Origin of the sequence: Sphingomonas sp. NIC1 (assembly GCF_001638925.1) — a bacterium.
Taxonomy (GTDB): Bacteria; Pseudomonadota; Alphaproteobacteria; order Sphingomonadales; family Sphingomonadaceae; genus Sphingomonas; species Sphingomonas aquatilis.
This window is the reverse complement of sequence record NZ_CP015521.1, coordinates 1,388,242-1,414,038: the sequence shown is the minus strand read 5'-3', so window position 1 is coordinate 1,414,038 and position 25,797 is coordinate 1,388,242. Positions and strand designations below refer to the sequence as shown.

The window sequence follows — 25,797 nt, the reverse complement described above, 5'->3', positions numbered from 1 at the left end:
TCAATTCCTCCCCCGCCAGGGGGAGGGGGACCGTTCGGCTTTAGCCGAATGGTGGAGGGGGAGGTCGGCGGCGCGGACTATCGTCAACGCTCCGCCGTCCTCCCCCTCCGTCAGCTTCGCTGCCACCTCCCCCTGGCGGGGGAGGACTTGTTGAGGTCAGCCGCTGGCGGCGCTGGTGCGGATGTTGCCGTTGATGCCGTTGGGGAAGAAGCCGCCGGCCGTCACCGCGGCCTTGTTGAGGAAGACGATGTTGAGCACCTGGCCGGTCGAGCGGCTGTAGACGATGCCGTTCGAATCGGTCGGCACGATGTTGGCGGTGGTGGTGTCGCCGATGCCCTGGTCGGTGTCGCTGGTGCCGTCCAGGCTGTCGCGCGCGTCGGAGATGAGGCGCGCGTTGTTGAGGATCGCCGGGTTGTAGAGGATCGACGAGGCGTCGATGCCCTTGCGGTACAGGACCGAGCGGATGAGGCCGGCGTGATAGCTTTCGGCGGCGAGGATGCCGGCGGCGGCTTCCAGATACACCTTGTTGCCGATCGCGGGCGCGGCGCCCTTGTACGCGCTGACGCCGACGTCTTCGAACAGGTACGCGCCGAGCAGGAAGCTGATGTCGTCGGCATAGGGGTTGAACGTGCCGCTCGACCCGACCACGCCGGCCGCGCGGGCGGCGGCGGTGAAGGCACCGTTGGCATCGCCCGAAATGTTGATCGCCGGCATCGCCACCGCCGCGCCGACGCCGTTCGCCCCAGCGCCCAAAGCGGTGCGCAGGAAGGTGACGTGGGCGATTTCGTCATTGGCGATCTCGCGCGCATATTGCGCGACGACCGGGTCCTGGAAGGGCACCTGCGCGCCGCCGGTCACCGTGCCGCCGATGCCGACGCCGGTGGTGAGCCCGGGGTTCAGGCCCTGGCCGAAGGCGGCCCAGCTGTAGAATTGCGCCTCGAGATATTCGAGGTTGAGCGCGAAGTTGAGCACGTCCGCGTCCGCGGCGATCGGCGTCGGGCTGCCGGTGGGCGTGGGCGTCGGCGTCGCGGTGCCGCCGGTGTCGCCACCGCAGGCGGCGAGCAGCGAGAGCGCGCCCGCCGAGGCGGCGGCGCCGCCGGCATAGCGCAGGAAGGCACGGCGTTCGGCACGGCGATCGGCGATCGCGGAAAGGATGGTATCGGTCGGAAGATCGGTCATCGGGTCTGTCCCTGGCGAAATCGGTTGGAGCGCGTCGGCGATCAGGAGGCGGTGGCCGCCTTGATCGTGCCGTTGAGGCCGGCGGGGAAGAACCCGCCCGCGCTCGTCGCCGCGGCTTTGAGATAGACGATGTTGAGCACCTGATTGGGGCTGCGGCTGTAGACGACGGCGTTCGCGTCCGCCGGCACGATGTTCGACACCGGGAAGGTCGGCGCGGGCGTCGGCGAGGCGGTTGCGGTGGGGGTCGGCGTCGGCGTGGGGGTGGGCGTCGGCGTCGGCGTCGGGGTGGGCGTCGCGGTGACGCCGCCCGCGGGCGCGGTGGTGGTGCCGGGCGTGATGCCCTGGTCGATGTCGGTCGCGCCGTCCAGGCTGTCGCGCGCGTCGGAAATGCCCTGCACCCAGCCGATCAGCGGCGACCCCGAGACCAGGCCCTTGCGGTACAATTCGCCGCGGATCGTCGCGGCGTGATAGGCCTCGGTCGCCATGATGCCGGCCGCAGCCTCGACATAGGTCTTGGTGAGCAGCGGCGCGGCGCCCTTGTACGCGGTGACGCCGACGTCTTCGAAGATGAAGGCAGCGAGGAGGAAGGCGTCCTCGTTCGCGTACGGATTGAACGTCTGGCCGGCGGTGATGATCTTCGCGGCGACCGCGGCGGCGGAGAAGGCGCTGTTCGGGCCGACCGACAGGTCGAGCGCGGGCTGCGCGACGACCGTGCTGCTGCCGAGGGCATTGCGCAGGAAGGTGACGTGCGCGACCTCGTCCGCAGCGATTTCACGCGCGTAGCGGGCAATGATCGGATCGGCGAAGGGCACCGCGGCCGCGCCGGTCGCATTCACCGACCCCGCCGTGCCGGCGCCGCCGAGCAGGCTCGACGAAATGCCCGCACCGGTGGTGGCGTACGCGTAGAATTGCGCTTCGAGATATTCGAGGTTCAGCGCGAAGTTCAGGATATCCTGATCGGTATAGGTCGGCGTCGGGGTCGCGGTGGGCGTCGGCGTCGGCGTCGACTGGGCGGACGCGCCGCTGGCGAGACCCAGCGCCCCGGTGACGGCCATGGCGCCCAAAGCATCGCGGAAGAAGGCGCGGCGCTGTTCGCGGCGGTCGACGCGGGCGTCGAGGGCGGCGATCAGCCGGTCGCTGTCGATATCGGTACGGGCGGTCATGACTTCAGGGTCCTCCCCAAACACGCGGGCGGCGGCGGACCGCCGAGAATGGCAACAGCCGTTCCGCATCCCGCCGGACGCGTCAACCCCGCATGGCGGGGAAAGCGCTCGGCTCGGCGTGTCTTCGTGACTTTGGGGAAGGTCGGGGTGTGGTCGTCAGGGGCGGCGGCGGCAATGGTTCGCGCGAAGCCGCGAAGCCGCGACGGAAGAACGGATTTCGCGCAGAGGCGCAGAGGACGCAGAGGGGGAGATGCGCCTTGAGGTGAGGGAAAAGGGGGCATCGGGCAGGTCGAGACCGAAGGGGGCTTGCAGACGACGCCAATTCCTCCCCCGCCAGGGGGAGGTGGCATGCCGAAGGCATGACGGAGGGGGAGGAAACACCAACCGATGTGTCTCTTACCGCCCCCTCCGTCACCGCTTCGCGGCGCCACCTCCCCCTGGCGGGGGAGGAATGGAGTCGGACGGCCATCCTAGCGTGGGCTTGAAGTTTTTGATCAGGGCGCTGGCAACCGCGAAAGACCCCAGTCTGCGCTGGGGTGACCGTTCCGCAATGGTGGAGCAAATCTTGAAACGAAAATCCTCCCCCACCCGGGGGGCAGGTGGAGGAGGATCCATGACCGGCCCGTCCACGGAAGGAACGGACGGTCGCCGGGCACCCAAAGGGGGGGAGGGGGAGCGGGTGCCCGAGGTGTTACCCGTCAGCCGAGGCCGACGGTGAAGGCGGGATTGGGATTATTGGTGCCGTTGGGGAAGAAACCACCACGCGTGCGGTTCGATCCATTGACGTTGAGATAGGCGATATTGTGGACCTGCTGGCTCGTCCGGCTGTACGCGATGCCGTTCGCGTCGGTCGGCACGATGTTCGAAATGCCGGTCGTGAGATTGCCGATATTGCTGCCGGCAATGCCCTGATCGTCGTCGCCGTTGGTGCCGCCGGTCGTGCCGTCGAGCAGATCGCGCGCGTCGGAGATCTTGTTCGTCGCGGTGATGATGTCGGCGTTAGTGATGCCGCGATTGTACAGGATCGTGCGGACGAGGCCGGCGTGATAGGCCTCTGCCGCGAGGATGCCTGCCGCCGCATCGAGGTACATCGACGAGATGACCGGCGAGGCGCCCTTGTACGCCGTCACGCCGATATCTTCGAAGATATAGGCGCCGAGCAGGAAGTTGGTCGGGCTGGCGTACGGATCGAACAGGCCGTCCGACGCGACCACGCCGGCGGCGCGCGCCGCCGCGGTGAAGGCGCCGGTCGAGGTGCCCGAAATGTCGATCGCCGGCTGTGCCACCACCGACGTGCCGAGCGCGGCGCGCAGGAAGTTGACGTGGGCGATTTCGTCATAGGCGATCTCGCGCGCATATTGGCCGATCAGCGGATCGCCGCTGAAGTCGACCGCGCGCGGGAAGCCCGCTCCGCTGCCGGTGATGACCGCGCCCTGCGTGCCGCTGCCGGTCAACTGCGCGGCGGTGAGGCCGGTGCCGAAGGCGGCATAGCTGTAGAATTGCGCCTCGAGATATTCGAGGTTGAGCGCGAAGTTGAGCACCGCGACGTCGGTGCTGACCGCGGTCGGCGTCGGCGTAGGGGTAGGAGCCGGCGTCTGCGCCGAATCGTTGTTATCACCGCAGGCGGCGAGCAGCGACAGGCCACCGACGGCGGCGGCACCGCCCACGGCGGTCTTCATGAAGGCGCGGCGCGCGTTGCGGCGGGCGGTCGTCTTCTCGATGATCTCGAGGACCGAAACTTCCTTGGTCATGTCGGGTCCCCTCAGTTCGCGCCGCTGGTGCGGATGGCGGCGTTGCCGTTGTTGATACCGGCCGGGAAGAACCCGCCCGACGAAACCGCAGACCGGTTCAGGTAGACGACGTTGAGCGTCTGCGCGGGCGTGCGGCTGAAGGCCAGGCCGTTGCTGTCGAGCGGCACGATGTTCGACACGAGGTTCCCCGACTGGGTGGTCGGCGAAATGCCCTGGTCGAGATCGGTTGAACCATCGACCGAGTCGCGCAGGTTCGAGATCGAATCGGCGGCGGTGCGCAGCGACGCGACGTTGAGGCCGCGGGCATAGAGCGCGGTGCGGACCAGCGCGGCATGATAGGCCTCTACCGCAAGGATGCCGGCGGCGGCCTCGAGATAGGTCTTGTTGTTGATCAGCGCGCCCGCGGCGCCCTTATAGGCGGTGACGCCGACATCTTCGAAGATGTACGCGGCGAGCAGGAAGCTGTTGTCGTCGGCATAGGGATCGAAGCCGGCGAGCGACGGGCTGGTGCTCGACGCCGCGGCGGCGAAGGCGCCACCAGACGATCCGGAGATGTTGATCGTCGGCTGTGCGGCGATCAGCGCGTCGCTGCCGCTGCTGCCACGGATCGCGGTGCGCAGGAAGGTGACGTGCGCCACCTCATCCGCCGCGATTTCGCGCGCATAAGCGGCGATGGCGGGATCGGTGAAGTTGACCTTGCGCGCCGAGCCGGCGCCGGTGCCGGTGATGACGGCGCCCTGCGTGCCGACGCCGCCGGTCAGCAGGTTGTTGGGCAGGCCGGTGCCATAAGCGGCATAGCTGTAGAATTGCGCTTCGAGATATTCGAGGTTGAGCGCGAAGTTCAGGACGTCGATTTCCGACAGCGCGGTCGACTGTGCCTGCGCGGCGGTGGCCAGCGAAAGGCTGGCGGCACCCGCGGCGGTCATCGCAGCGGCGCCCATCATGTTGCGGAAGAAGTCGCGCCGGTCTTCGCGGCGCCTCGCTTCGGCGTCGAACGCCTCGATGAGCTGATCCGTTTGAGTCATCGTCAGCCTGCCTTTCCTCACCTGTCCCGGCCAGCCTCGCGGACCCGGGGCGCGTCGATGCGCACGGATCGGGATGACCAACGGCAGGTACGTTCGGCGGCGACAAAAAGATGCGCGCAATAAAAATATATAACGCGCAGCCGCTTATGACGGGCTGGAGGCTTGCCCGGCCGGTGGCGGCCGCTTAGCCTTCGACCCCGTGGTGCCCGCCGACGATCCTGCCGACCTGCCCCCCCTGCCTGCCGCGGCGGCGCGTGCGCGCCTAGTCGAGGCGCTGATGGCAACGGGGGCGGCGGACCGCGAGGCCTTCCGCCGCGTCTATGCGCTGACCTCCGCGAAGCTTTTCGGCATCTGCCTGCGTATCTGCGGCGACAGGCAGGCCGCGGAGGACGTGTTGCACGACGTCTACATCACCATCTGGCAGCGCGCGGGCGCGTATCAGCCGGGGCGGGCGAGTCCGATTTCGTGGCTGGCGACGATCGCGCGCAACCGGGCGATCGACTGGCGGCGGCGGCACGGGCGAGCCACCGCGCCGATCGAGGAGGCCGAGGCGGTGGCCGATGGCGCGTTGCGCCAGGACGACGTGCTGATGGCCGAAGAGGCGCAGGCGCGGCTGCATCTGTGCCTCGAAAGGTTGGAGGAACGGCAGCGCGGGGCGATCCGCCGCGCCTTCTTCGGCGGCCTGACCTATGCCGAGCTGGCGGTGCAGGCGGCGGTGCCGCTGGGGACGATGAAGAGCTGGGTGCGGCGCGGGCTGCTGGCGCTGAAGGGATGCCTCGATGGCGAGCGCTGAACCGGACGATATCGGGCCCGACGACCTCGCCGCGGCGGAACTGGCGCTGGGGCTGCTGGACGGCGAGGCGCGTGTCGCGGCGCTGGCGCGGGTGGCGGCGGATCCGGCGTTCGCGCTGGCGGTGGCATGGTGGGAGGCGCGCTTTGCCGCGCTGTTCGCCGATGGCGCCGACGTGGCGGTGCCGCCCGCCGTGCTGCGGCGGATCGAGGCGTCGCTGGATGGCATGGGTCGCGATGACGGGCGATGGGCCCCGGCCGCGAACGACAATCCGGGTGTCGGACCGTGGCGCGGGGCGGCGATCGCGGCGGGGCTGGCGGCGTGCCTGCTGCTCGTGGTGACGGTGATGCTGGCGCTGCGGCCGGCGCCCGAACCCGTGCGCGTCCCGGTGCCGGTCGCGGCGCAGGCGCCGTTGCTCGCCGCGCTGGCGCCGAGCGCGGGCAAGGGCGCGCCGATCGCTGCGGCTTATGATCGCGAGACCGGCGTGGTGCGGATCGGCGGCGCGGTGGCGGTGCCGGCCGGGCGGTCGGCCGAGCTGTGGGCGATCCGTGGCAGCGCGGCGCCGCGCTCGCTGGGGGTGATGGCGGCGGGCCGGGTGGTCGTGCCGGCAGGCCTGCGCGCCGAGATGGCGGCGGATACGGTGCTGGCGATCTCGATCGAGCCGGCGGGCGGATCGCCGACCGGGTTGCCGACCGGGCCGGTGGTGGCGGCGGGTAAGCTGGCGGGGTGATTGGGGGGGCGTTACGGCCGCCCCGCCAACTTCGTCACCCCAGACTTGGTCCGGGGTCCACCGGGCCGCATGGGGGAGGCTGGAGCCTCCTACCATCCCCCTCGCCGCAGAGTGGACCCCGGACCAAGTCCGGGGTGACGGGAATATTGGGGTGAGGGTTCGCGACCCTCGCCTGCCTCAGAACGTGTACGCCACGCCCACCGCGCCGAGCCACTGGTTGCGCGAGCCGGCGATGCTGACCACCGGGCTGTCGCCGAAGTCGTTGAGCATGCGGCGATAGGTGCCGCCGGCGACGACCTTCCAGCCGTGCAGCAGATTGCCGGTCAGCGAGTAGGTGGCGAGGCCGCCGATCGAATAATTCTTCCAGCCGCCGCGCGCATTATAGGTCGGCAGACCGCTGGCGATCGATTGCGTCGGCGAAATCGAGAAATAGCTGGTCGCATAGCCGCGACCGGCATGTTCCGCGGTGGCGAACAGGCCGACCGCCGCCTTGGTGCTGAGCGGGGTGAGATAGTTGATGCTCGGCTGCCAGATGCCGCTGTCGTGTGCGCCGGCGACGTCGTGGCGGTAGCTGAGCGAGACCGACAATTTGTCGTACGGGCTGGTGATGACGCCGGTCTTGCCGATGCCGACATAGCCGCCGAGTTCGATCGCGGTCTTCACCTTGCCCAGCGCCTTCACGCGCGGATCGTCGATGCTGTCGAGGCTGGAGCGGTTGAAGTTGACGACACCGATCGGCCCGGCCTGAATGTCCCAGACGGGACCGGGTTCGTTGCGGATCAGGTCGACGCTGGCGCGGTTGCCGGCAAGCAGGAAGGCATAGCCCTTCACCGAACCGACCGCGGCGGGCGCAGGCACCCAGCGATAGTCGTTCGAGCCTTCATAATCGCTGAGGTACACGCCGGCGACGCCCGCGGTGATCGTGTCGCGGTTCGTGTCGAACTCGGTAGGGGTTTCCTGCGCGAACGCGGGTACGGCGAACGCGGCGGACGCGGCGAGCGCGGCCAAATACTTGAACGACACGGGGAAGGCTCCAACCTGTTACGTGACCGTAACGCAGCGGTTGCGGAATCTTTCCCGTAGCAACCGTTCAGAAGATGTAGCGCATTCTGATCTGTTGCTGATTTGCATCACTCGTCACCGTGAAGCGCGCGGCGGCGAAGCGCGGCGCACCGAAGCGGATCGGCGGGTTGCGCGAAAAGCCGAAGCCTTCGCGCGGGATGCCGGCGAGCGTATCGAGCTTCGCATTGTTGTTTTCGTCGTGGATCACCGCGACCGCGTAGTTGCCGAGCGGCAGCCCGTCGAAGTGCAGCGCATGCGTCGAGGCGGGGACGGAGCGGGTGACGGCATTGGCATCATCGACGCAGGCGGGGAAATTATCCGGGTCCGCGGTCAGGCAGACGCGCAAGCTGCCCTTGGCCGAGCGCATCTGGCTGACGCCAACGTCAAGCCGCGCGATCGGCGCGGCGCCCAGCATCACCACCGCCGCCGGCAGCAGGCCCGCCAGCGCCAGCGTGCGCGCGCGCCGCCTTGGCGTGGGCCCGCGCGAAATCCCCGACCCCCCGGTCGGTGCCGCACAGGCGATCCCAGAAGCGGAAATACAGCCCATAATTGCACCCGTATTGCTCATGATGGCGTTGATGATGGCTCGCGGTGATGAGCCAGCCCCCCAATGGTCCCCCCCACATGAACCGCGGGAAAACCTCCCATCCCATGTGATTGGTTACGCCCATAACGGTCATGAGGCCGAGCACGAAGCCCAGCGCGCCGATGTGGATCGGAATCAGCAGCACCAGTAGCGGAATTACCACAGCGCCGGTCACCGCCTCGATCGGGTGGAACGCCATCGCCGCCCAGGCGGTGGGCGGCCGGCTGGCGTGGTGGACGGCATGCGCGGCCTTGAACACCGCGGGCCGGTGCATCCAGCGATGCGTCCAGTAGAACCAGGTGTCGTGGAGGAACAGGTACACGACAACCGACAGCGGCACGTACCAGAGCGGCCGCGCGTGGACGTCGTCGTAGATGCGGGTCCAGCCGTGCGCCTTCCACCCCCAGGCGAGGATGCCCGCGGGCACGCCGTAGATGGCGGCGGACGCGAGGCTCCAGGCGATCTCGCGCCGCATCTGCGCATCAAGGCCGCGGTAGAGGCCGGGGTGCTTCAGGCGCGTCGCCGCGGCGAAGGCGCCCGACACGACCAGATAGCGGACACCGACGATCAGCGTCATCGCCAGAGCGGACAGGGTGACGGCGAGCAGCATGCGGGTGGTGTAGCGGATTGTGGGGGTGGGGGATACGGGGTGCCCGCATCCGTTCGTCACCCGGTTTTGGTGAAGGATGGGTTCCGCCCTATGCTTGCCGTCACCCCGGACTTGGTCCGGGGTCCACCGGGCCGCGCGGGGACGGCAAGAGGCAAGGGCCATCCCCCTCGCCGCGAAGTGGACCCCGGAACGAGTCCGGGGTGACGGATTGGGTGGGGCGAGGGTCTGTGCGTCTCAACGTGGACGGCGTGACGTTTGTCGGCCGCATTGCGCCCGCGCTGATGCCCGGCTTGGTGGGGGATGAAGCCCGCCACATCTCCTTCGTCACCCCGGACTTGGTCCGGGGTCCACCGGGCTGCGGGGGGACGGCAGGAGGCATTGGCCTTCCCCCTCGCCGCAGAGTGGACCCCGGACCAAGTCCGGGGTGACGGGGTGGATGGGGTGTGTGTCGGGGGTTCAGGTAAGGGTGGGCGTCGCTCAGCGTTCGAGGACGTGGATGGGGCGGTCCTTGTAGGTCGCGTCGCGCACCGCCGTGTAGCCGAGCTTGGCCGCCAGGCGGAGCGAGGGGGTGTTGGCGGGGTCGATGATGCAGGTGGTGCGGGCGATGCCTTGGGCGTCGGCCCAGCCGAGCGCCGCTGCCATCGCCGCCTGCGCGAATCCGCGGCCGTGGGCGTGGGGGGCGAGGACCCAGTTCGCTTCGGGCAGCGCGAGCGGCGGGTCCATCGCGCGGCGCGCCTCCATCAGGCCGCCTTCGCCGAGGACGGTGCCGTCGGGTGCGCAGAACACCCAGCTGCCATAGCCGAACGCCTGCCACTGGCCGATCGAGCGGAGCAGGCGCAGCCACACCTCTTCGCGGCTGCGGGGCACGCCGCCGATCATCGTATAGACCGCCGGGTCCGCCCACATCGCGGCGAGCGCGTCGAGGTGGTCGGGGTGGTGGCCGGTGAGGATCAGCCGGTCGGTGGTAACGACGGGGGCGATCATGCGCGCCGTTACATCCCGACCGAGGTGGTTTCCTGCGTGTTCGTATCGGGATCGGTCGCCGGCGTGGTATCGGCGGGCGTCTGCGCCTGCACCGTCGTCGGCGGGATCGGGCGGGCGACCGCCTGGCCCATCAGCGCAGCGTTTTCGATGAGGTCGAGCGCGCGGCGCGCCTCGATATAGCGGTCGGCGGCCTGCATCCAATTGCCGGCCTGCGCGGCGCCGGGCAGGCGCGCGACCTCGGCACGGGCGGCCTCCACCTGGCCGCCGTCGAGCAGGCGGCGCGCGCGGGCGAGCCGGTCGGCGGGGCGGGGCGAGGGGGTGCCGGCCTGGCGCAGCACGACGAGGCCGGCCACCTCGCGGCGCAGGCTGGCGAGCCAGCCATCGGTGCTGACCGAGGCGATGTCGGGCGCGATCGCCTCGAGCCCCTGGCGCAAATCCTCCAGCGTCACCGGCTGGCGCGCGGCGTCGATGACCGCGGCGACCGCCTTGGGCTGCGCGGTGCCGAAGCGGCTGCGCAACTGCTCCTCGAGATAGCCGAGGCCGACGCCGCGATCGAGCGCACGGCGCGCGGCGACGGCGATCAGCAGCCCTTCCGCCCGGCCCGCCTGCGCGGCGGCGGCGTTGGCGTCGGTGGTGACAGCGGCGGTGCGCGTCTCCAGCGCCGACAATTGCCCGGCGAGCGTCGCTTCGCGCGAGGCGAGCGCATTGGGGTCGAGCTGCGGGTTGGTCCGCTCACCATTGGCGTTGAGCGGCAAGGCGGGGTTGTAGTTGACCGGTTCGGGCGTTGCCTTTTGCGCGCTTGTCGTCCCGCCCAGCCACGGCACGTGGCGCATCAGATAGCCGGTCAGCACCGCGCCCGCGACGAAGGCCAGCGCGATGATCGCCAGGAAGACGCCGGTGCGCAGGCCCTGCGCTCCGCGGGCGCCCGACGGCGGATCGATCGGCACATAATCGCTCATGGCGCCTTATCCCCGGCCCCCGCCGCAGGGTCAATCGCTGGCGTGCATGCCGCCGCCCCGTCCCGGCACAGCGCAGCGTCGGTGGGGGTGTCGGCGGTGAGGGCGAGCGCCCAGCCGTCGCCGGCCGCGGCACGGACCGCGGGGCTCAGCGCGGCGATGCCGGTGGCGCTGCGGTCGGGCAGTAAGGCGGCGACGCGGGTGGCGGCGCGGACCGAATGTAGCAGAACGATGCGGTGTCGCGCGGCGCGGGCGAAGGCGGCGGGGTCTACGGCGATCGTGTCGCTGGCGTAGACGATGCGCGTCGGGTGGCCGCTGTCGATGTGGTCGCGGCCGGCGAGGTGGAGCGGGCGGGTGAAGCTGGCGGCGGCGAGCGCTTCGGTCACGCCGCCCGTGCCGACGACCGCGACCGAGAGGCCGGCGCCGCGCGCTGCCTCGGCGGTCTGCGCGCCCACCGCGATCACGGGCAGATGGGCGAGGCGGGCAAGGGCGGGGCCGGCGTGGCGCACCGTATTGGCGCTGGTGATCAAGAGCGCGTCATGGGCCGCGGGATCGGGTGCCTGCCACGGCACCGGCACGGTCGCGAACAGCGGGACGGCGGCGGCGTCCACGCCGAGCGCGCGCAGGCGGGCGAGGGTGCGCGTGCTGCCCGGTTCGGGGCGGACGACCAGCACGCCCGAGAGCGCGATGCCCGTCACGGCGCGAACAGGCTGCGGACGCTGGAGGGCGCGCGGGCGAGCAGGTCGGCGGCGAGTTCCGCGGCGATCAGCGCGCCGTCGGTGCCTTCGCTGGTGCCGTCGACGTGGAGGCTGCCGTCCTCGGCGATCAGTTCGGCGCGCAGCGTCAGCATCTCGCCCGACAAAGCGGCGAGCGCGGCGACGGGGGAGTGGCAGTCGGCGCCCAAGGCGGCGAGCAGCGCGCGCTCGGTCAGGACGCAGGCGCTGGTTGCGGGATCGTCGATCGCGGCGACGGCGACCATCGCCTCGTCGTGGCTGGCCAGCACCTCGATCCCGACGGCGCCCTGCGCGGGGGCGGGCAGCATATCGTCGGTCGGGATCGCGCGGCCGACGCCGTCGCGCCCCAGCCGGTCGAGCCCGGCGGCGGCGAGCAGGGTGGCGTCCGCCTCGCCCGCCGCCAGCTTGGCGAGGCGCGTGTCGACGTTGCCGCGGAACAGCACGACTTTCAGGTCCGGGCGCAGCCGCAGCAGCTGCGCGCGGCGGCGCGGCGAGCTGGTGCCGACGACGGCGCCGCGGGGCAGCTCCGCGACACTGTCCGCGCCGATCAGCCGGTCGCGAACGTCGGCGCGCGGCAGCATCGCGGCGATGCGGATCTCGGCCGGGCGGATCGTTTCGACGTCCTTCATCGAATGGACTGCGGCGTCGATCTCGCGGGCGATGAGGGCCCGGTCGAGTTCCTTGGTCCACAGCGCCTTGCCGCCGATCTCGGCGAGCGCGCGGTCCTGCACGCGGTCGCCGGTGGTGCGGATGACGACGAGGTCGATCTCGTCCGGCGTCCAGCCGTGTGCGGCGCACAAAGCGTCGCGGACCAAATTGGCCTGGGTCAGCGCCAGCGGCGATCCGCGCGTGCCGAGTTTGAACCTGATCGCCATCGTTTCATCCATTCACACCCTCACCCTTCCGGCGCTGCGCGCCTCCCTCCCTCTCCCGCCGGGAGAGGGAAGAGCCGCCAAAGGCGGCGAAGGGTGAGGGTGTTTTACAATCCTGCCGCCAGCCATGCCCAAACCCCCACCCTTCGACAACCTCCGTGCGGCGCGATAGAAGGCCGGCCATGCCCCCCCGGATCATCCTCGGCCTCGAATCCTCGTGCGACGAAACTGCCGCCGCGCTCATCACCAGCGACCGGCAGGTGCTCAGCCACCGGCTTGCGGGCCAAGAGGCGGCGCATGCGCCCTTCGGCGGCGTGGTGCCCGAAATCGCGGCGCGTGCGCATGTCGAGGCGCTGGAGCCGTTGGTCGCGGCGGCGCTCAAGGATGCTGGGCTGCGATTGGATCAGGTCGATGCGATCGCGGCGACCGCGGGGCCCGGGCTGATCGGCGGCGTGATGGTGGGCCTCGTCACCGGCAAGGCGCTGGCCCATGCCGCGGGCAAGCCGTTCGTCGCGGTCAATCACCTGGAGGGGCATGCGCTGAGCCCGCGGCTGTCCGATCCGGACCTCGCCTTTCCCTATTTGCTGCTGCTGGTGTCGGGCGGGCATTGCCAGCTGCTGCTGGTGGAGGGTGTCGGCCGCTATCGCCGGATCGCGACGACGATCGACGATGCCGCGGGCGAGGCGTTCGACAAAACCGCCAAGCTGCTGGGCCTGGGCTTTCCCGGCGGGCCGAATGTCGAGAAGGCGGCGGCGCTGGGCCAGCCGGTCGTGCCGTTGTCGCGCCCGCTGAAGGGATCGGCCGAACCGCATTTCTCCTTCGCCGGCCTCAAGAGCGCGGTCGCACGCGCGGTGGGGCATCATGCGCCCGAGGATATCGCCGCATCCTTCCAGGCGGCGGTGGTCGATTGCCTGATCGACCGGACGCGGCGGGGGATCGCCGGTGTCGAAGCGACGGCGCTGGTCGTCGCAGGCGGGGTCGCGGCGAACGGTGCGGTGCGCGCTGCGCTGCAGGCGCTCGCCGCCGAGCATGGCCTGCGCTTCGTCGCGCCGCCCTTGTGGCTGTGCACCGACAATGCGGCGATGATCGGCTGGGCGGGGGCGGAGCGGTTCGCCGCCGGGTTGACCGATCCGCTCGATACGCCGGCGCGGGCCAGGTGGCCGCTCGATCCGGGGGCAGAGGCGGTGCGCGGTGCGGGGGTGAAGGCGTGATCGCACAGGACGTGACGGCGACGGCATGATGCCGTACCCCCGTTCGTGCTGAGCCTGTCGAAGCACAGCTATCCACGGGCGGTGCCCCTGCGGCACGGCGCCCTTCGACAGGCTCAGGGCGAACGGAGTGTGTGAGGTTGGGCGTCCAGGGATGAGCAGCATGAAGATCGGGGTCATCGGCGGCGGCGCCTGGGGTACGGCACTGGCGCAGGTCGCGGCGCATCGCGGCGAACCGGTGACGCTGTGGGCGCGCGAGCCGGAGGTGGTGGCGGGCATCAACGACGCCCACGAAAACCGGCTGTTCCTCGCTGGTGTGCCGCTGTCGCCGTCGATCCGCGCGACGTCCGATTTCGGCGACCTCAATGCAGCCGACGCGCTGCTGGTCGTCGCGCCGGCGCAGCATGTCGGCGGGGTGCTCGCGCAGATCGACGTCGGTACGCGGCCGCTGGTGCTGTGCGCCAAGGGGATCGAGGCGGGGACGCGGCGGCTGGTGGGCGAGGTGGCCAAGGCCGTCCATCCGCAGGCGCCGATCGCAGTGCTCTCCGGTCCGACCTTCGCGCATGAGGTGGCGGCGGGCCTGCCGACCGCGGTGACGCTGGCGGTGGCGGACGAAGCGTTGGGCGAGGCGCTGGCCGCGCGGCTCGCGGCGCCGCACTTCCGCCCCTATGCCAGCCGCGACGTGGTCGGCGCGGAGATCGGCGGGGCGGTGAAGAACGTGCTCGCGATCGCGTGCGGCGTGGTGGAGGGCGCGGGGCTGGGGCAGAATGCGCGCGCGGCGCTGATCGCGCGCGGCTTTGCCGAGATGACGCGCTTCGGCTTGGCGCGTGGCGCGCGGGCGGACACGCTCGCCGGCCTGTCGGGACTGGGTGATCTGGTGCTGACCTGCTCGTCGACGAGCAGCCGTAATTTCTCGCTGGGGTTGGGCCTGGGGCAGGGCCGTGCGGCCGCCGATCTGCTCGCTGACCGGCGGACGGTGGCGGAGGGTGCGTTCACCGCACCGGTGCTGGCCGAGGCGGCGGCGCAGGCTGGCGTCGACATGCCGGTGACCGCGGCGGTGTGCCGCCTGCTGGATGGCGCGCCCGCGGCGGACGTGATCGGCGCGCTGCTCGCCCGCCCACTGCGCGCCGAACTGGGCTGATCGCGCCACAATCCGAACGCTGCATGAACGAGCGCATCGTGCGGGCGGGCGTTCGGCGCCTGCCGCGCACGGCTCGGCGTGGCGAAAGGGTGAGTGATGCTTTCCTGTCACAGCGGTGACAAAATGGTATGCAAAGGTATCACGGCGGTATTGACGCCGTCTCTCGGATAGGAAAACTTGTCTGACGTAAAGAGGCTCCATGGTAGCGAGCCTCGGTGAGAGGCAAGGCTATGATTGGGAAGAATGGGGTTTCGCTCGTCGCGCTGGCAGGCAGCCTGGCGATGGTGAGCGCACCCGCGCTGGCACAGACCACTACGACCGACGATACCAATATCGGACAATCCCCGCAGGAAGCCGCCGCCAAGGCCGCGACCGCCGCGGGCGAGACGCCGCCGGCCGCACAGCCGGGTGGCGATATCGTCGTGACGGGCACGCGCATCGTTCGCCCCAACGTCACCGCCGCCGCGCCGATCACCTCGGTCACCTCCGCCGACATCCGCGCGCAGGCCGCGGTGAACGTCGAGGACGTGCTGAACCGCCTGCCGCAGGTCGCGCCGGACGCGCAGCAGACCTATAACGATTCCGACGGGCGCCAGCGCATCAAGTTGCGCAGCCTGGGCTTCGAGCGCACGCTGGTGCTGATCGACGGCAAGCGCCTTGGCACGCAGAACGGCCAGGACACGGGCATCATCCCGACAACGCTGCTGGAGCGCGTCGACGTGCTGACCGGCGGTGCGTCGTCGGTCTATGGATCGGACGCGGTCGCGGGCGTGGTCAACTTCGTCCTGAAGAAGGATTTCGAAGGGCTGCAGCTCGACGCCAATTACAATTTCTACAATCACAACAACAAGGACACGGTCGTGTCGCCGCTGGCGCGTGCGGCGGGCTTTACGTCGCCGCGCGGCTGGACCAACGACGGCGGCCGGGCCGACCTGACGCTGACCGCAGGCCATGGCTTCTTCGACGACAAGGTCCATGTCAGTGGCTTCGTCAATTACAAGAACACCGACGAGATCGCGCTGACCTCGCGCTCGAACGCGGGCTGTTACCTGACGCAGCTGCAGCTCAACGGCCCGCTGTCGTGCGGCCTGACGCCGAGCAGCTCGACCAGCGGCCTCATCACGCCGCAGTCGGGCCCGAATGCCGGCGCGCAGCTGGTCAACAACCCCAATGGCACGCGCACCTTCGTGCCGTTCGGCGCGGGCCAGGGCAATGCGTCCAACTATTTTAGCGGCTATGCCTATCAGCGTCCCAGCGAGCGCGTGAACGCCGGCGGCTTCGTGACCGCCGAACTGGCACCGGAGGCGGAGCTCTACGCGTCGGGCCTGTGGTTCCGCGACAAGTCGTACACCAACTATCCGACGATCGCGAGCGGCACGGTCAACGTGTCCTGCGCCAACCCCTTCCTGTCGGCCAGCCAAGCGACCGCGATCGGTTGCGGCGTCGCGGGTGCGACCAGCGTGCCGGTCAACCTCGCCTATCGTCTGGGCGAGATGAACGACCGTCCCGACACGTTCGTCAACACCGGCGTGCGCCTGACCGGCGGCGTGCGCGGCAAGGTGGGCGATGCGTGGACCTATGATGTCGGCGGCGTCTATGCGCGCAACCATCAGGATTACATCCCGAGCTTCCCCACCCCCGGCAATCTGCAGAATGCGGTGAACGTCGGTGGCACCGCGGCCAACCCGGTCTGCGCGAGCGGCGCGGCGGGCTGCGTGCCCTTCGACATCTTCAGCGCGGGCAACACCAATCCGGCGCTGATCAACTATCTGTTCACGACCGGCACGTCGCAGACGACGGGGACGTTGTACGACGTGCTCGCCAACGTCAGCGGCGACCTGGGCAAATACGGCATCACCTCGCCGTTCGCCGAACAGGGCGTGGCGATCGCGCTGGGCGCCGAATATCGCAAGGACACGCTGAAATCGACCGCCGACGCCAGCTATCGCAGCGCGCTGGGCGGCACCGACAGCTACCTCAGCCAGGACGTGTGGGAAGCCAACGCCGAAGTGCAGGTGCCGCTGATCGAGCACAAGCCGTTCGTCGAGCTGGCGCAGGTCAACGGCGGCTATCGCCTGTCGAAGTACAGCAGCAATCCGTCGACCTTCAACACCTGGAAGATCGAGGGCATCTACGCGCCGGTGAAGGACATCACCTTCCGCGCCTCGTTCAACAAGGCGCAGCGCGCGCCGACCGTGGTTGAGATCCGGCAGGCGACGAACATCGACTTCGCCGCCGGCGGTGCGGGCACGTTCAACGACTTCTGCGCGCCGACGCCGATCCCCGGCCCCAATGGCGTGACCTATGGCGCGCCGCTCGCCTCGCGTGAGGTGTGCCGTGCGACCGGCCTGTCCGACGCGCTATATGGCAGCACCAGCCTGTTGTGCAGCAACGGCACGACGCCGAACGGCACCGCGGCCTGCACCGTACGATCGGGCGGCTTCACCGCCGATCCGGAGACGGCCTATACCCAGACCTATGGCCTGGTGCTGAAGCCCCGGTTCGTGCGCGGCCTGGTGTTCTCGGTCGACCGGTATCGGATCAAGATCGACAACTCGCTGGGCTACAACGATTACAGCTATTACACCGATGGCTGTCTGCGCTCGGGCGGCGACCAGTTCTTCTGCCAGGGCATCGTCCGCAACGCGAACGGCACGTTGTTCTCGAACGCGGCGAGCAACCCGACGACGGGCTTTATCCGTCAGGGCACCAGCAACTATTACACCTCGATCGCGCGCGGTTACGACTTCCAGGCGCAATATCCGATGGAGCTGGGCAGCGCGGGCCGGATCGACTGGAGCTTCAATGGCTCGCTGACCACCTTTGCCGGCGGCCAGGATTCGCCGGTGCAGCCCGAGCGCAACTGCGCGGGCTATTACGGCAACGGCTGCGGCCAGCTGATCCCGAAGTGGAGCCACGGCCTGCGCGCGACCTATACGACCGAAGGGCGTGGCTTCAGCGCATCGTTCAACTGGCGCTACGTGGGCTCGCTGACCAACGCCGACAATTCGGGCGATCCCGCGATCGGCGGCACGGCGGCGCGCGCGCGGACGAGCTATTACCGGGTCGCACCGGCGAATTACTTTGATCTCGCGCTCAACTTTGCGATCGCCAAGCAGTTCTCGCTGCGCCTGATCGCGAACAATCTGCTCGACAAGGCGGCGCCGATCGTGCCGGATTCGTACAATATCAGCCTGGCCCGCGGGAACACGATCCCGCAGCGCTACGACTCGCTGGGTCGCAACATCGCGATCGGGACAACGATCAACTTCTGATCGGTGCGTTTGGCATGAGAAAAGGCCCGTCGGAGCGATCCGGCGGGCCTTTTTTGTCTGCCGCCACCGTCCCCTTCGTCGTCATTCCCACGAAGGCGGGAATCCATAACCTCGGACGTTTCGGCTGGAGGCGCGAGGGTAGCGTGTCTGGATTCCCGCCTTCGCGGGAATGACGGTGTGGGCTGGGTAGGGGCGTGGGTGTGGGCGTGAGTGTCGGTTGGCGCGCCTTATCGCGCCAGTTCGCGCCAGCCGATGTCGCGGCGGCAGAAGCCGTCGGCGAAGTCGATGGCGTCGACGCCGCGGTAGGCCGCGTCGCGGGCGGCGCGGATGTCGGGGCCGGTGGCGGTGACGGCCAGGACGCGGCCGCCGGACGCTGCCAGCGTATCGCCGGACTGCTTCGTGCCTGCCTGGAAGACGACTGCGCCGGTCGCTTCCGCCGCATCGATGCCGCGGATCGCGCCGCCGGCCTTGGGGGTGCCGGGATAGCCCGCCGCGGCGAGGACGACGGTCATCGCGGTGTCGTCCGACAAGGCGATGTCGCCGAGCAGCGCGAGCCGGCCCTCGGCGGTGGCCAGCATCACGGCAAGCAGATCGCCCTGGAAGCGCATCATCAACACCTGGCATTCGGGGTCGCCGAAGCGGGCGTTATATTCGATCAGCTTCGGACCCGTCCGGGTCAGCATCAACCCGGCGTAGAGGACGCCGCTGAACGGCATGCCTTCGTCCCGCATCGCCTTGACGGTGGGCGCGACGATCTCGGCGATCGCACGCTCCTCCAGGTCGGGGGTGAGGACGGGGGCGGGGCTATAGGCGCCCATGCCGCCGGTGTTGGGGCCGGTATCGCCCTCGCCGACGCGCTTGTGATCCTGCGCGCTGCCGAAGGCGAGCAGGGCATGGCCGTCGGTGAGGACGAACAGGCTGGCCTCTTCCCCCTCCAGAAATTCCTCGAGCACAACGGGGGCGTCGCCCTGCGCGAACATCGCGTCGAACGCCTGCGCTGCCTCCGCCTCGCTGGTCGCGATCACCACGCCCTTGCCCGCGGCGAGGCCGTCCGCCTTGATGACGACGGGATAGCCGAAGGTCGCGGCGAGGGCGGCCTCCGCGTCGCGACGATTCTCTACGCGGACATAGCCGGCGGTCGGGATATCGGCGCGGCGGCACAGATCCTTGGTGAAGCCCTTCGATCCTTCCAGCTGCGCGGCGGCCTTGTCGGGGCCGAAGACGGGGACGCCGGCTGCGCGCAAACTGTCGGCGAGGCCATCGACCAGCGGCGCTTCGGGGCCGATCACGACCAGGCCAATCGCTTGCGCCCGCACGAAATCGATCACTGCGGCGTGATCCGTCGCGTCGAGGGCGACGCACGTCGCATGGTGCGCGATGCCGGGGTTGCCTGGCGCGGCATAGAGCGTATCGAGGGTCGGCGATTGCGCCAGTTTCCACGCCAATGCGTGTTCGCGGCCGCCTGAGCCCAGCAGCAGGACGTTCATGCCAGAGTTCCTATCCGATACCGATGATGCCCGGCTGCTAGCCGAGGAGCGCCCCGGCGACAACGCGCTCGCGCTGTCGGTGGGCGAGCTGAGCTTCAAGCTGAAGCGGATGGTGGAGGGCGAGTTCGGCCACGTCCGGCTGCGCGGCGAGATTTCGGGATACAAGCGGGCCGCCTCGGGCCACGTCTATCTGGCGTTGAAGGACGATGCCGCGGTGATCGACGGCGTGATGTGGAAGGGGCAGGTGAACGCGCTCGCCTTTGCGCCGCAGGATGGGATCGAGGTGATCGCGACCGGCAAGCTGACCACCTATCCCGGCCGGTCGAAATACCAGATCGTCATCGAGCGGATGGAGCTGGCCGGCGCGGGCGCGCTGATGGCGCTGTTCGAGACATTGAACGCGAAGCTGGCGGGCGAAGGGCTGTTCGATCGCGAGCGCAAAGTCGCGCTGCCCTATCTGCCGCGCACGATCGGGGTGGTGACGTCGCCGACCGGCGCGGTGATCCGCGATATCCTGCACCGGCTGGAGGATCGCTGCCCGAGCCACGTCATCGTGTGGCCGGTGAAGGTGCAGGGGCAGGGCGCGGCCGAGGAGGTGGCAGCGGCGGTGCGTGGCTTCGATGCGATCCCGGCGGACGGGCCGGTGCCTCGGCCCGATCTCGTCATCGTCGCGCGCGGCGGCGGGTCGATCGAGGATCTGTGGGCGTTCAATGAAGAGGTGGTGGTGCGCGCGGTCGCGGACTGCACGATCCCGATCATCTCGGCCGTGGGGCATGAGACCGACACGACCCTGTGCGATTTCGCCGCCGACCTGCGCGCGCCGACGCCGACTGCGGCCGCCGAGCTGGCGGTGCCGGTGCTCGCCGACCTGCGCTACACGATCCAGAGCCATGGTAGCCGGACGCAGCGGTGCGCCAATCGCTATGTCGAGCGTGGGCGCGAGCGGCTGGCCGCGCTCGCCCGGCTACTACCCAAGCGCGAGGCGCTGCTGGGGCCGCAGCGGCAGCGGGCGGACGATGCCGGGCAGCGGCTGGACCGGGGGCTGGAGCGGCGGGTGACGCTGGCGCGCGGCAGTCTCGATCGATCGGCGGGGGCGCTGCGGCCGGCGGTGCTGGAACGACAGGTGGAGCGCGGGCGCGAGCGGCTGGCGGGGACGTGGCGGCTGGTACAGTCGCTCAACCCCGATGCGGTGCTGGACCGCGGTTACGCGCGGGTGACGGCGCGCGACGGCACGACGCTGTCCTCGGCGGCGGCGGTGCGCGCGGCGGGCGCGGTGACGCTGCGCTTCCGCGACGACAGCGTCGATGCGGTGGTGGGCGATGAGGCGTTTGCGCCTGCGCCCGCTCCAGTATCCCCCAAGGTTGAGCGCAAGACGGCGCGCGCCTATGTCGCCCCCACGCCCGACCAGCCGACGTTATTGTGACGGCTGGGCTCTGATACGGACACAAGACATGCTCGTTTCCAATTCCGACCGGCCCGCGCGGCTGCACTATATGGCCAATGGCTTTCGCGTGCTGGCGCCCGGCGACCATGTCACCTGCGCGGTGAGCGGGGCACGCGTGCCGATCGACCTGTTGCGCTATTGGAGCGTCGCCAAGCAGGAAGCCTATGCGACGGCCGCGATTGCCAGTGAGGCGATGCGCCCGCAATGAGGCGTGCCGGCGGGCGAGGCGGCCTGTTGCTCGCGCTGATCCTTGGTGGGGCGGCGCCCGGCGTGGCGCAGCAGGCGCCGATCGTGCGCGGCGCCCAACCCTTGCTGGCCGGCGCGCCCGCGCTGCGGCTGGAGGGGACACCGATGCAGGGCGCGCTGGTGCGCCGCCATGCCCGCCCTGGCACGCGGCTAACGCTGGACGGGCGTGACGTGCCGGTCGCAGCCGACGGCACGTTCGTGCTCGGCTTCGACCGGGACGCGCCTGCCGCCGCGACGCTCGTCGAGCGGTTGGCGGGCCCCGCCGGCACCCCGCTGGTCGTGACCACGGCGCTGACCGTCGCGCCGCGGGCGTGGCGGATCGAGCGGCTCAACACCTTGCCCCGCTTCCCCGCGCCCGATCCGGTGATGGCGCAGCTGCGCCCGCCCGAACTCGCCCGGATCGCCGCGGCGCGCGCGATCGAGACCGACGCGCAGGGGTGGCGGCAGCGCTTCGTCTGGCCGGCGGTCGGCCGTATTTCGGGCTGGTTCGGGTCGCAGCGCGTCTATCGCGGCGAGCCGGGCGCCTATCATTCGGGCACCGACGTGGCGCTGCCGGTGGGTGCGCCCGTCGTCGCGCCGGCGGACGGCGTCGTGATCCTGGCCGCGGATCACCCCTTCACGCTGGAGGGCAATCTGCTGATGATCGACCATGGCATGGGGCTGAACAGCGCGTTCCTGCACCTGTCGCGCATCGACGTGGCGGTGGGCGATCACGTCCGCCAGGGGCAGGTGATCGGCGCGGTCGGCAAGACCGGGCGCGCGACCGGTCCCCATCTCCACTGGAGCCTGCGCTGGCGCGATGCGCGCCTCGACCCGATGCTCGTCGCGGGGGCGATGCCGGCCAAGTAAGCCGGCTTTTTCACGATCGGATGATGGCGCGCGCGCTCGCAGGCACGCGGTAGCGGACCCGCGTGCCGCACAGGCAGGGCATAGTAGATGTCCTATCCTTTTCGACTAGACCATGACGACGGGTGATGGTTGGGGAATGCCCAAGCCAAGCCATTAGGTCAGCATTCGTCCAAATTGCCCCGTCGCGCAGGCGCAGGCTTCGTGGACTGGACCATGCGGGTGTTCCGCCACACCAGGCCACATAAACCTATGATAAAAAGCCGGTTCGGAACAAATTGGCCAATCGGTGAACCAAGATGCCTGTCAGCGCGTTCTGCCCGTCAGCGGGCAGGATTCCCGATCCGGCCTGCCATGCAGGGCAGACATTGTGTCATTTCGGCGACACCGGCGCGCAAAGATGAGCCGCGGATGAATGACGGCTTTACACCCTAAATACGTGAACGCATTCCTGTCCCATGTCCTTTGGAAGCCGAATGCGGCTTGAGGGGGCTTGGCCATGCCTGGAACCGGCACCGTCACAACGGGCCGGCCATCCGGGTCAAGCGAGGGAAGACGATGACCACGATGTACCGCTTTACGCGAAAGGCGGCCCTGCTCGCCGCCGCGACGCCGTTCGTGCTGCTGTCCGCCGGCGTCGCCGCGGCGCAGACCACCCCGGCGCCGCAGCCGACCACCGATTCGTCGGATCAGACCGCAGCCGCCGCACCGCAGACCCCGGAGCAGCCGCAGGAAGCGTCGACCGGCAACGACATCGTCGTCACCGGCTCGATCATCCGCGGCGCCGATGCCGGCCCGTCGCCGGTCAGCACGATCACGACCGAAAACCTCGATGTGCGCGGCATCAACACCGTGCAGGCGGGCATCCAGGCGCTGTCGTCGAACAACGGCCCGGCGCTGACCAACTCGTTCACCGCCAACGGCGCGTTCGCTTCGGGTGCGTCGTCGGTGTCGCTGCGCGGCCTGTCGACCAATTCGACGCTGGTGCTGTTCGACGGTCTGCGCGCCGCTTACTATCCGCTGTCGGATGACGGTTCGCGCAACTTCGTCGACCTCAACACCATTCCGGACGACATCGTCGAGCGCGTCGACGTGCTGCGCGACGGCGCCTCGTCCAGCTATGGCGCAGACGCGATCGCGGGCGTGGTCAACATCATCACCAAGCGCTCGTTCCAGGGCATCGCCGGCCGCGTCGAAGCGGGCATCGCGGAGCGTGGCTATAACGCCAACCAGCGCCTGTCGCTGACCGCCGGCACCGGCGATCTCGATGAGAAGGGCTATAACGCCTATATCAGCGGCTTCTATTACCGCAGCGAAGGCGTGAAGGCGTCGTCGCTGCCGGCGCCGTACAACACGAGCGACGAGCGCAGCCTGTGCAGCAACCGCACCGGCACCACGGTGTGCGGCCCAAACAACATCGCCAACAGCGTCGGCCCGAACGGCACGCTGCCCGGCTTCTCGATCGGCACCGGCAACTTCTACGTCCGCCCGGCCGATGCGACCAACACGACCGCGCTGGGCCGCTATCAGTTCCTGAACCCGGCGCTGGGCTGCGTCGTCGGCACGCCCTACAACCTGACCGCGACCGACCTCGCCAACAACCCGACCGCACCGGGCACCGTCTGCCAGGTCGATACGCAGAACCTGTACGGCAACGTGACCCCGGACATCGAACGCTTCGGCGGTTCGGCCAAGTTCACCGCCAAGGTCGGCGACACGTCGGAAGCCTATTTCCAGGTCAACTTCCAGCAGTCGACGTCGAGCTACACGGGCGTTCCGGCGACGATCCGCGCCAACGCACCGGCGGGCATCCTCTTCCCGCAATATTCGACCTCGCAGGGCCCGACGCCGTCGATCGATCCGCGTTCGGCGATCCTGGCGCTGCCGGTCTACATCTGCCCGCGCGGTACGACCGCGGCCTGCACCGCGGCGAACGGCACGCTCAACCCGAACAATCCGTTCGCGGGGCTGGGCCAGGTGGCGCGCATCGTCGGCACGCTGGCCAACGAGCGTGAGTTCAACGAGACTCGCAGCCGCGTCTATCGCGCCGCGATGGGCATCAACGGCACCATCTTCGGCGACGTCGACTATCGCGTCGACGCGACCGCGATGCACACCGACCTGCGTCGTCGCACCGACGGCTACGTCTACATCCAGCACCTGCTCGATGTGATCAACGACGGCAGCTACAACTTCCTCAACCCCGGCCAGAACAGCCAGGCGGTGCGCGACTATCTGACGCCGCAGTTCATCAACAACAGCTCGTCGGATCTGTACCAGGCGCAGTTCACCCTGGGTAAGGCGCTGATGGCGCTGCCGGGTGGCGACCTGCGCGTGGCGCTCGGTGGCTCGATCTTCTACGAAGCGGTCGACGCCCCCAGCGGCAACCCGGACACCAACGGCCCGACGCAGCGCTATTTCCGTCTGAACGCCTTCGGCACCAGCGGCAACCGCACCGTCACCTCGGCCTTCGGCGAAATCAACGCGCCGATCCTCGACCAGCTGACGCTGAACGCCTCGGGTCGCTACGACCATTATTCGACCGGTCAGAGCGCGTTCTCGCCGAAGTTCGGCGCGATCTTCAACCCGATCCGTCAGGTCACCGTGCGCGGCACCTATTCGCGCGGCTTCCGCATCCCCTCGTTCGGCGAGGCGAACGCCCTGCCGACGACGGGTTACGTGACGCAGCAGCTGTCGAGCATTCCGGCGGCGTTCCTGGCGCAGTACACCAATCGCGGTTCGACCACGCCGTGCTCGGCTGCGGCACCGACCGCCTGCTCGTCGTACATCACGGCCTATTCGATCGGTCAGACCACGCTGGCATCGCCGAACCTTCAGCCTGAAAAGTCGCGCAGCTTCACCGCCGGCATCAAGTTCGAGCCGATCCGCAGCCTGTCGTTTACCGTCGATTACTACAACATCCGCAAGACCGGCGCGATCACCACGCCGGATCTGTCGCCGGCGATCGCCGCTTACTATGCGGGCAACGCGATCCCTGCGGGCTTCGACGTCATCGCCGACGCGGTCGACGTCAACAATCCGACCGCCAAGCCCAAGATCGCGTTCGTCCGCTCGCAGCTGATCAACGCGCAGACGATCAAGTCGGAAGGCATCGATTTCGGCGCCAACGGCTTCGTCAACTTCGGCAACGTGAAGTGGACCACGGCGCTGAACGCCAGCCTCATCCTGGAGCTGAGCACCACCGTCGACGGCGTGCGCCAGACCTATGTCGACACGCTCGGCAACTTCAACCTGACGGCCGGTTCGGGCACGTTCGAGTGGAAGGGCAACTGGGCCAACACGTTCGACTTCGGCGATTTCGCGCTGACCGGCACCGTCAACTACACGTCGGGTTACGACCTGTCGGCGATGGACCAGGGCGACGCGTACAAGGACTGCGGTCAGGCACCGGCCTATTTCGGCTGCCGCGTGAAGAGCTACATCACGGCGGATGCGAACGCGACGTTCCGGGTGAACGACAAGTTCTCGTTCTATGTGAACGTGCTGAACGTCTTCAACCGCCTGCCTCCGATCGATCCGGTCACGTACGGCGCGTATCTGTACAACGCCGTCCAGGGCGGCGACGGCATCTTCGGCCGCCAGTATCGCGCAGGCGTGAAGTTCGGCTTCTAAACGCCGGTATCCTGCCCCTCTGCGGAGGGGCGGCGCTCTAGGACGGGGCGGCTCTGCGGGGCCGCCCCTTTTTTG

21 protein-coding genes are annotated in these 25,797 nt (G+C 69.3%); 9 read left to right on the top strand and 12 right to left on the bottom strand.

The window, feature by feature from the left end; all coding sequences use genetic code 11:
* Positions 1-156 precede the first annotated feature (156 nt).
* The 4 genes from A7E77_RS06825 to A7E77_RS06810 all read right to left on the bottom strand — a co-directional run bounded on the left by A7E77_RS06825 (position 157) and on the right by A7E77_RS06810 (position 5,118).
* Positions 157-1,179: a ferritin-like domain-containing protein gene (locus A7E77_RS06825; protein WP_063686811.1), complete on the bottom strand. Its 1,023-nt coding sequence runs from the start codon at positions 1,177-1,179 to the stop codon at positions 157-159.
* A 41-nt stretch (positions 1,180-1,220) separates the two neighbouring features.
* Positions 1,221-2,342 carry a ferritin-like domain-containing protein gene (locus tag A7E77_RS06820; RefSeq protein ID WP_063686809.1) on the bottom strand — a complete coding sequence of 374 codons (1,122 nt, stop codon included), beginning with the start codon at positions 2,340-2,342 and terminating at the stop codon, positions 1,221-1,223.
* Positions 2,343-3,040: 698 nt separating this feature from the next.
* Positions 3,041-4,093: a ferritin-like domain-containing protein gene (locus tag A7E77_RS06815; RefSeq protein WP_063686807.1), complete on the bottom strand. Its 1,053-nt coding sequence runs from the start codon at positions 4,091-4,093 to the stop codon at positions 3,041-3,043.
* An 11-nt stretch (positions 4,094-4,104) separates the two neighbouring features.
* Positions 4,105-5,118: a ferritin-like domain-containing protein gene (locus A7E77_RS06810; RefSeq protein ID WP_063686805.1), complete on the bottom strand. Its 1,014-nt coding sequence runs from the start codon at positions 5,116-5,118 to the stop codon at positions 4,105-4,107.
* 199 nt (positions 5,119-5,317) lie between these two features.
* Between A7E77_RS06810 and A7E77_RS06805 the strand changes: the two genes are divergently transcribed.
* Positions 5,318-5,911: a sigma-70 family RNA polymerase sigma factor gene (locus A7E77_RS06805; protein WP_043060959.1), complete on the top strand. Its 594-nt coding sequence runs from the start codon at positions 5,318-5,320 to the stop codon at positions 5,909-5,911.
* Complete coding sequence (locus tag A7E77_RS06800; RefSeq protein WP_063686803.1) at positions 5,898-6,638, top strand: anti-sigma factor domain-containing protein; 741 nt, start codon at positions 5,898-5,900, stop codon at positions 6,636-6,638. The genes A7E77_RS06805 and A7E77_RS06800 overlap by 14 nt, the downstream gene beginning before the upstream one ends.
* 177 nt (positions 6,639-6,815) lie before the next feature.
* On the opposite strand, the gene A7E77_RS06795 is transcribed toward A7E77_RS06800, so the two are convergent.
* The 7 genes from A7E77_RS06795 to hemC all read right to left on the bottom strand — a co-directional run bounded on the left by A7E77_RS06795 (position 6,816) and on the right by hemC (position 12,445).
* A complete protein-coding gene (locus A7E77_RS06795; RefSeq protein WP_063686801.1) occupies positions 6,816-7,661 on the bottom strand; it encodes a MipA/OmpV family protein in 846 nt (281 codons plus the stop codon).
* Between the two features lie 67 nt (positions 7,662-7,728).
* Positions 7,729-8,115 carry a DUF2141 domain-containing protein gene (locus A7E77_RS06790; RefSeq protein WP_017980361.1) on the bottom strand — a complete coding sequence of 129 codons (387 nt, stop codon included), beginning with the start codon at positions 8,113-8,115 and terminating at the stop codon, positions 7,729-7,731.
* Positions 8,084-8,896, bottom strand: a complete 813-nt coding sequence (locus A7E77_RS06785) for a sterol desaturase family protein (protein WP_063686799.1) — start codon at positions 8,894-8,896, stop codon at positions 8,084-8,086. The genes A7E77_RS06790 and A7E77_RS06785 overlap by 32 nt, the downstream gene beginning before the upstream one ends.
* A gap of 477 nt (positions 8,897-9,373) precedes the next feature.
* Positions 9,374-9,880 (bottom strand): GNAT family N-acetyltransferase, encoded by a 507-nt coding sequence (locus A7E77_RS06780; protein ID WP_063686797.1) that lies wholly within the window; start codon positions 9,878-9,880, stop codon positions 9,374-9,376.
* Positions 9,881-9,888: 8 nt separating this feature from the next.
* A complete protein-coding gene (locus A7E77_RS06775; protein ID WP_017980358.1) occupies positions 9,889-10,839 on the bottom strand; it encodes a hypothetical protein in 951 nt (316 codons plus the stop codon).
* Positions 10,836-11,534 (bottom strand): uroporphyrinogen-III synthase, encoded by a 699-nt coding sequence (locus tag A7E77_RS06770; RefSeq protein ID WP_063686795.1) that lies wholly within the window; start codon positions 11,532-11,534, stop codon positions 10,836-10,838. The genes A7E77_RS06775 and A7E77_RS06770 overlap by 4 nt, the downstream gene beginning before the upstream one ends.
* Entirely contained in the window at positions 11,531-12,445 is a 915-nt protein-coding gene (hemC, locus tag A7E77_RS06765) for a hydroxymethylbilane synthase (protein WP_413243590.1), read from the bottom strand. Before hemC ends, A7E77_RS06770 begins: the two co-directional genes overlap by 4 nt.
* A gap of 179 nt (positions 12,446-12,624) precedes the next feature.
* Between hemC and tsaD the strand changes: the two genes are divergently transcribed.
* The 3 genes from tsaD to A7E77_RS06750 all read left to right on the top strand — a co-directional run bounded on the left by tsaD (position 12,625) and on the right by A7E77_RS06750 (position 18,066).
* Positions 12,625-13,653, top strand: a complete 1,029-nt coding sequence (gene tsaD / locus A7E77_RS06760) for a tRNA (adenosine(37)-N6)-threonylcarbamoyltransferase complex transferase subunit TsaD (RefSeq protein ID WP_063686791.1) — start codon at positions 12,625-12,627, stop codon at positions 13,651-13,653.
* Between the two features lie 160 nt (positions 13,654-13,813).
* Positions 13,814-14,791 carry an NAD(P)H-dependent glycerol-3-phosphate dehydrogenase gene (locus A7E77_RS06755; protein ID WP_063689779.1) on the top strand — a complete coding sequence of 326 codons (978 nt, stop codon included), beginning with the start codon at positions 13,814-13,816 and terminating at the stop codon, positions 14,789-14,791.
* A gap of 230 nt (positions 14,792-15,021) precedes the next feature.
* Positions 15,022-18,066 carry a TonB-dependent receptor domain-containing protein gene (locus tag A7E77_RS06750; protein WP_078462241.1) on the top strand — a complete coding sequence of 1,015 codons (3,045 nt, stop codon included), beginning with the start codon at positions 15,022-15,024 and terminating at the stop codon, positions 18,064-18,066.
* A gap of 227 nt (positions 18,067-18,293) precedes the next feature.
* On the opposite strand, the gene purD is transcribed toward A7E77_RS06750, so the two are convergent.
* A complete protein-coding gene (purD, locus tag A7E77_RS06745) occupies positions 18,294-19,553 on the bottom strand; it encodes a phosphoribosylamine--glycine ligase (protein WP_063686789.1) in 1,260 nt (419 codons plus the stop codon).
* Between purD and xseA the strand changes: the two genes are divergently transcribed.
* The 4 genes from xseA (at position 19,552) to A7E77_RS06725 (ending at position 25,722) form a co-directional block, all read left to right on the top strand.
* Positions 19,552-20,976 (top strand): exodeoxyribonuclease VII large subunit, encoded by a 1,425-nt coding sequence (gene xseA / locus A7E77_RS06740; RefSeq protein WP_063686787.1) that lies wholly within the window; start codon positions 19,552-19,554, stop codon positions 20,974-20,976. The two genes, purD and xseA, sit on opposite strands and share 2 nt — an antisense overlap.
* Before the next feature lie 28 nt (positions 20,977-21,004).
* On the top strand, positions 21,005-21,205 hold the full coding sequence (locus tag A7E77_RS06735; RefSeq protein WP_017980350.1) for a DUF2093 domain-containing protein: 201 nt from the start codon (positions 21,005-21,007) through the stop codon (positions 21,203-21,205).
* Positions 21,202-22,092 carry a M23 family metallopeptidase gene (locus tag A7E77_RS06730; protein WP_063686785.1) on the top strand — a complete coding sequence of 297 codons (891 nt, stop codon included), beginning with the start codon at positions 21,202-21,204 and terminating at the stop codon, positions 22,090-22,092. Before A7E77_RS06735 ends, A7E77_RS06730 begins: the two co-directional genes overlap by 4 nt.
* 555 nt (positions 22,093-22,647) lie before the next feature.
* The gene (locus A7E77_RS06725; RefSeq protein WP_063686783.1) at positions 22,648-25,722 is read left to right on the top strand and encodes a TonB-dependent receptor domain-containing protein; all 3,075 of its coding nucleotides are present in this window, start codon (positions 22,648-22,650) and stop codon (positions 25,720-25,722) included.
* Positions 25,723-25,797 lie beyond the last annotated feature (75 nt).

What these genes read in the sequence shown, in the direction of transcription:
- A7E77_RS06825 (WP_063686811.1), bottom strand. Translation starts at nt 1,179, where the DNA reads ATGACCGATCTTCCGACCGATACCATCCTTTCCGCGATCGCCGATCGC.
- A7E77_RS06820 (WP_063686809.1), bottom strand. Translation starts at nt 2,342, where the DNA reads ATGACCGCCCGTACCGATATCGACAGCGACCGGCTGATCGCCGCCCTC.
- A7E77_RS06815 (WP_063686807.1), bottom strand. Translation starts at nt 4,093, where the DNA reads ATGACCAAGGAAGTTTCGGTCCTCGAGATCATCGAGAAGACGACCGCC.
- A7E77_RS06810 (WP_063686805.1), bottom strand. Translation starts at nt 5,118, where the DNA reads ATGACTCAAACGGATCAGCTCATCGAGGCGTTCGACGCCGAAGCGAGG.
- A7E77_RS06800 (WP_063686803.1), top strand. Translation starts at nt 5,898, where the DNA reads ATGGCGAGCGCTGAACCGGACGATATCGGGCCCGACGACCTCGCCGCG.
- A7E77_RS06790 (WP_017980361.1), bottom strand. Translation starts at nt 8,115, where the DNA reads ATGCTGGGCGCCGCGCCGATCGCGCGGCTTGACGTTGGCGTCAGCCAG.
- A7E77_RS06785 (WP_063686799.1), bottom strand. Translation starts at nt 8,896, where the DNA reads ATGCTGCTCGCCGTCACCCTGTCCGCTCTGGCGATGACGCTGATCGTC.
- A7E77_RS06780 (WP_063686797.1), bottom strand. Translation starts at nt 9,880, where the DNA reads ATGATCGCCCCCGTCGTTACCACCGACCGGCTGATCCTCACCGGCCAC.
- A7E77_RS06775 (WP_017980358.1), bottom strand. Translation starts at nt 10,839, where the DNA reads ATGAGCGATTATGTGCCGATCGATCCGCCGTCGGGCGCCCGCGGAGCG.
- hemC (WP_413243590.1), bottom strand. Translation starts at nt 12,445, where the DNA reads ATGGCGATCAGGTTCAAACTCGGCACGCGCGGATCGCCGCTGGCGCTG.
- tsaD (WP_063686791.1), top strand. Translation starts at nt 12,625, where the DNA reads ATGCCCCCCCGGATCATCCTCGGCCTCGAATCCTCGTGCGACGAAACT.
- A7E77_RS06755 (WP_063689779.1), top strand. Translation starts at nt 13,814, where the DNA reads ATGAAGATCGGGGTCATCGGCGGCGGCGCCTGGGGTACGGCACTGGCG.
- A7E77_RS06750 (WP_078462241.1), top strand. Translation starts at nt 15,022, where the DNA reads ATGATTGGGAAGAATGGGGTTTCGCTCGTCGCGCTGGCAGGCAGCCTG.
- xseA (WP_063686787.1), top strand. Translation starts at nt 19,552, where the DNA reads ATGCCAGAGTTCCTATCCGATACCGATGATGCCCGGCTGCTAGCCGAG.
- purD (WP_063686789.1), bottom strand. Translation starts at nt 19,553, where the DNA reads ATGAACGTCCTGCTGCTGGGCTCAGGCGGCCGCGAACACGCATTGGCG.
- A7E77_RS06735 (WP_017980350.1), top strand. Translation starts at nt 21,005, where the DNA reads ATGCTCGTTTCCAATTCCGACCGGCCCGCGCGGCTGCACTATATGGCC.
- A7E77_RS06730 (WP_063686785.1), top strand. Translation starts at nt 21,202, where the DNA reads ATGAGGCGTGCCGGCGGGCGAGGCGGCCTGTTGCTCGCGCTGATCCTT.
- A7E77_RS06725 (WP_063686783.1), top strand. Translation starts at nt 22,648, where the DNA reads ATGACCACGATGTACCGCTTTACGCGAAAGGCGGCCCTGCTCGCCGCC.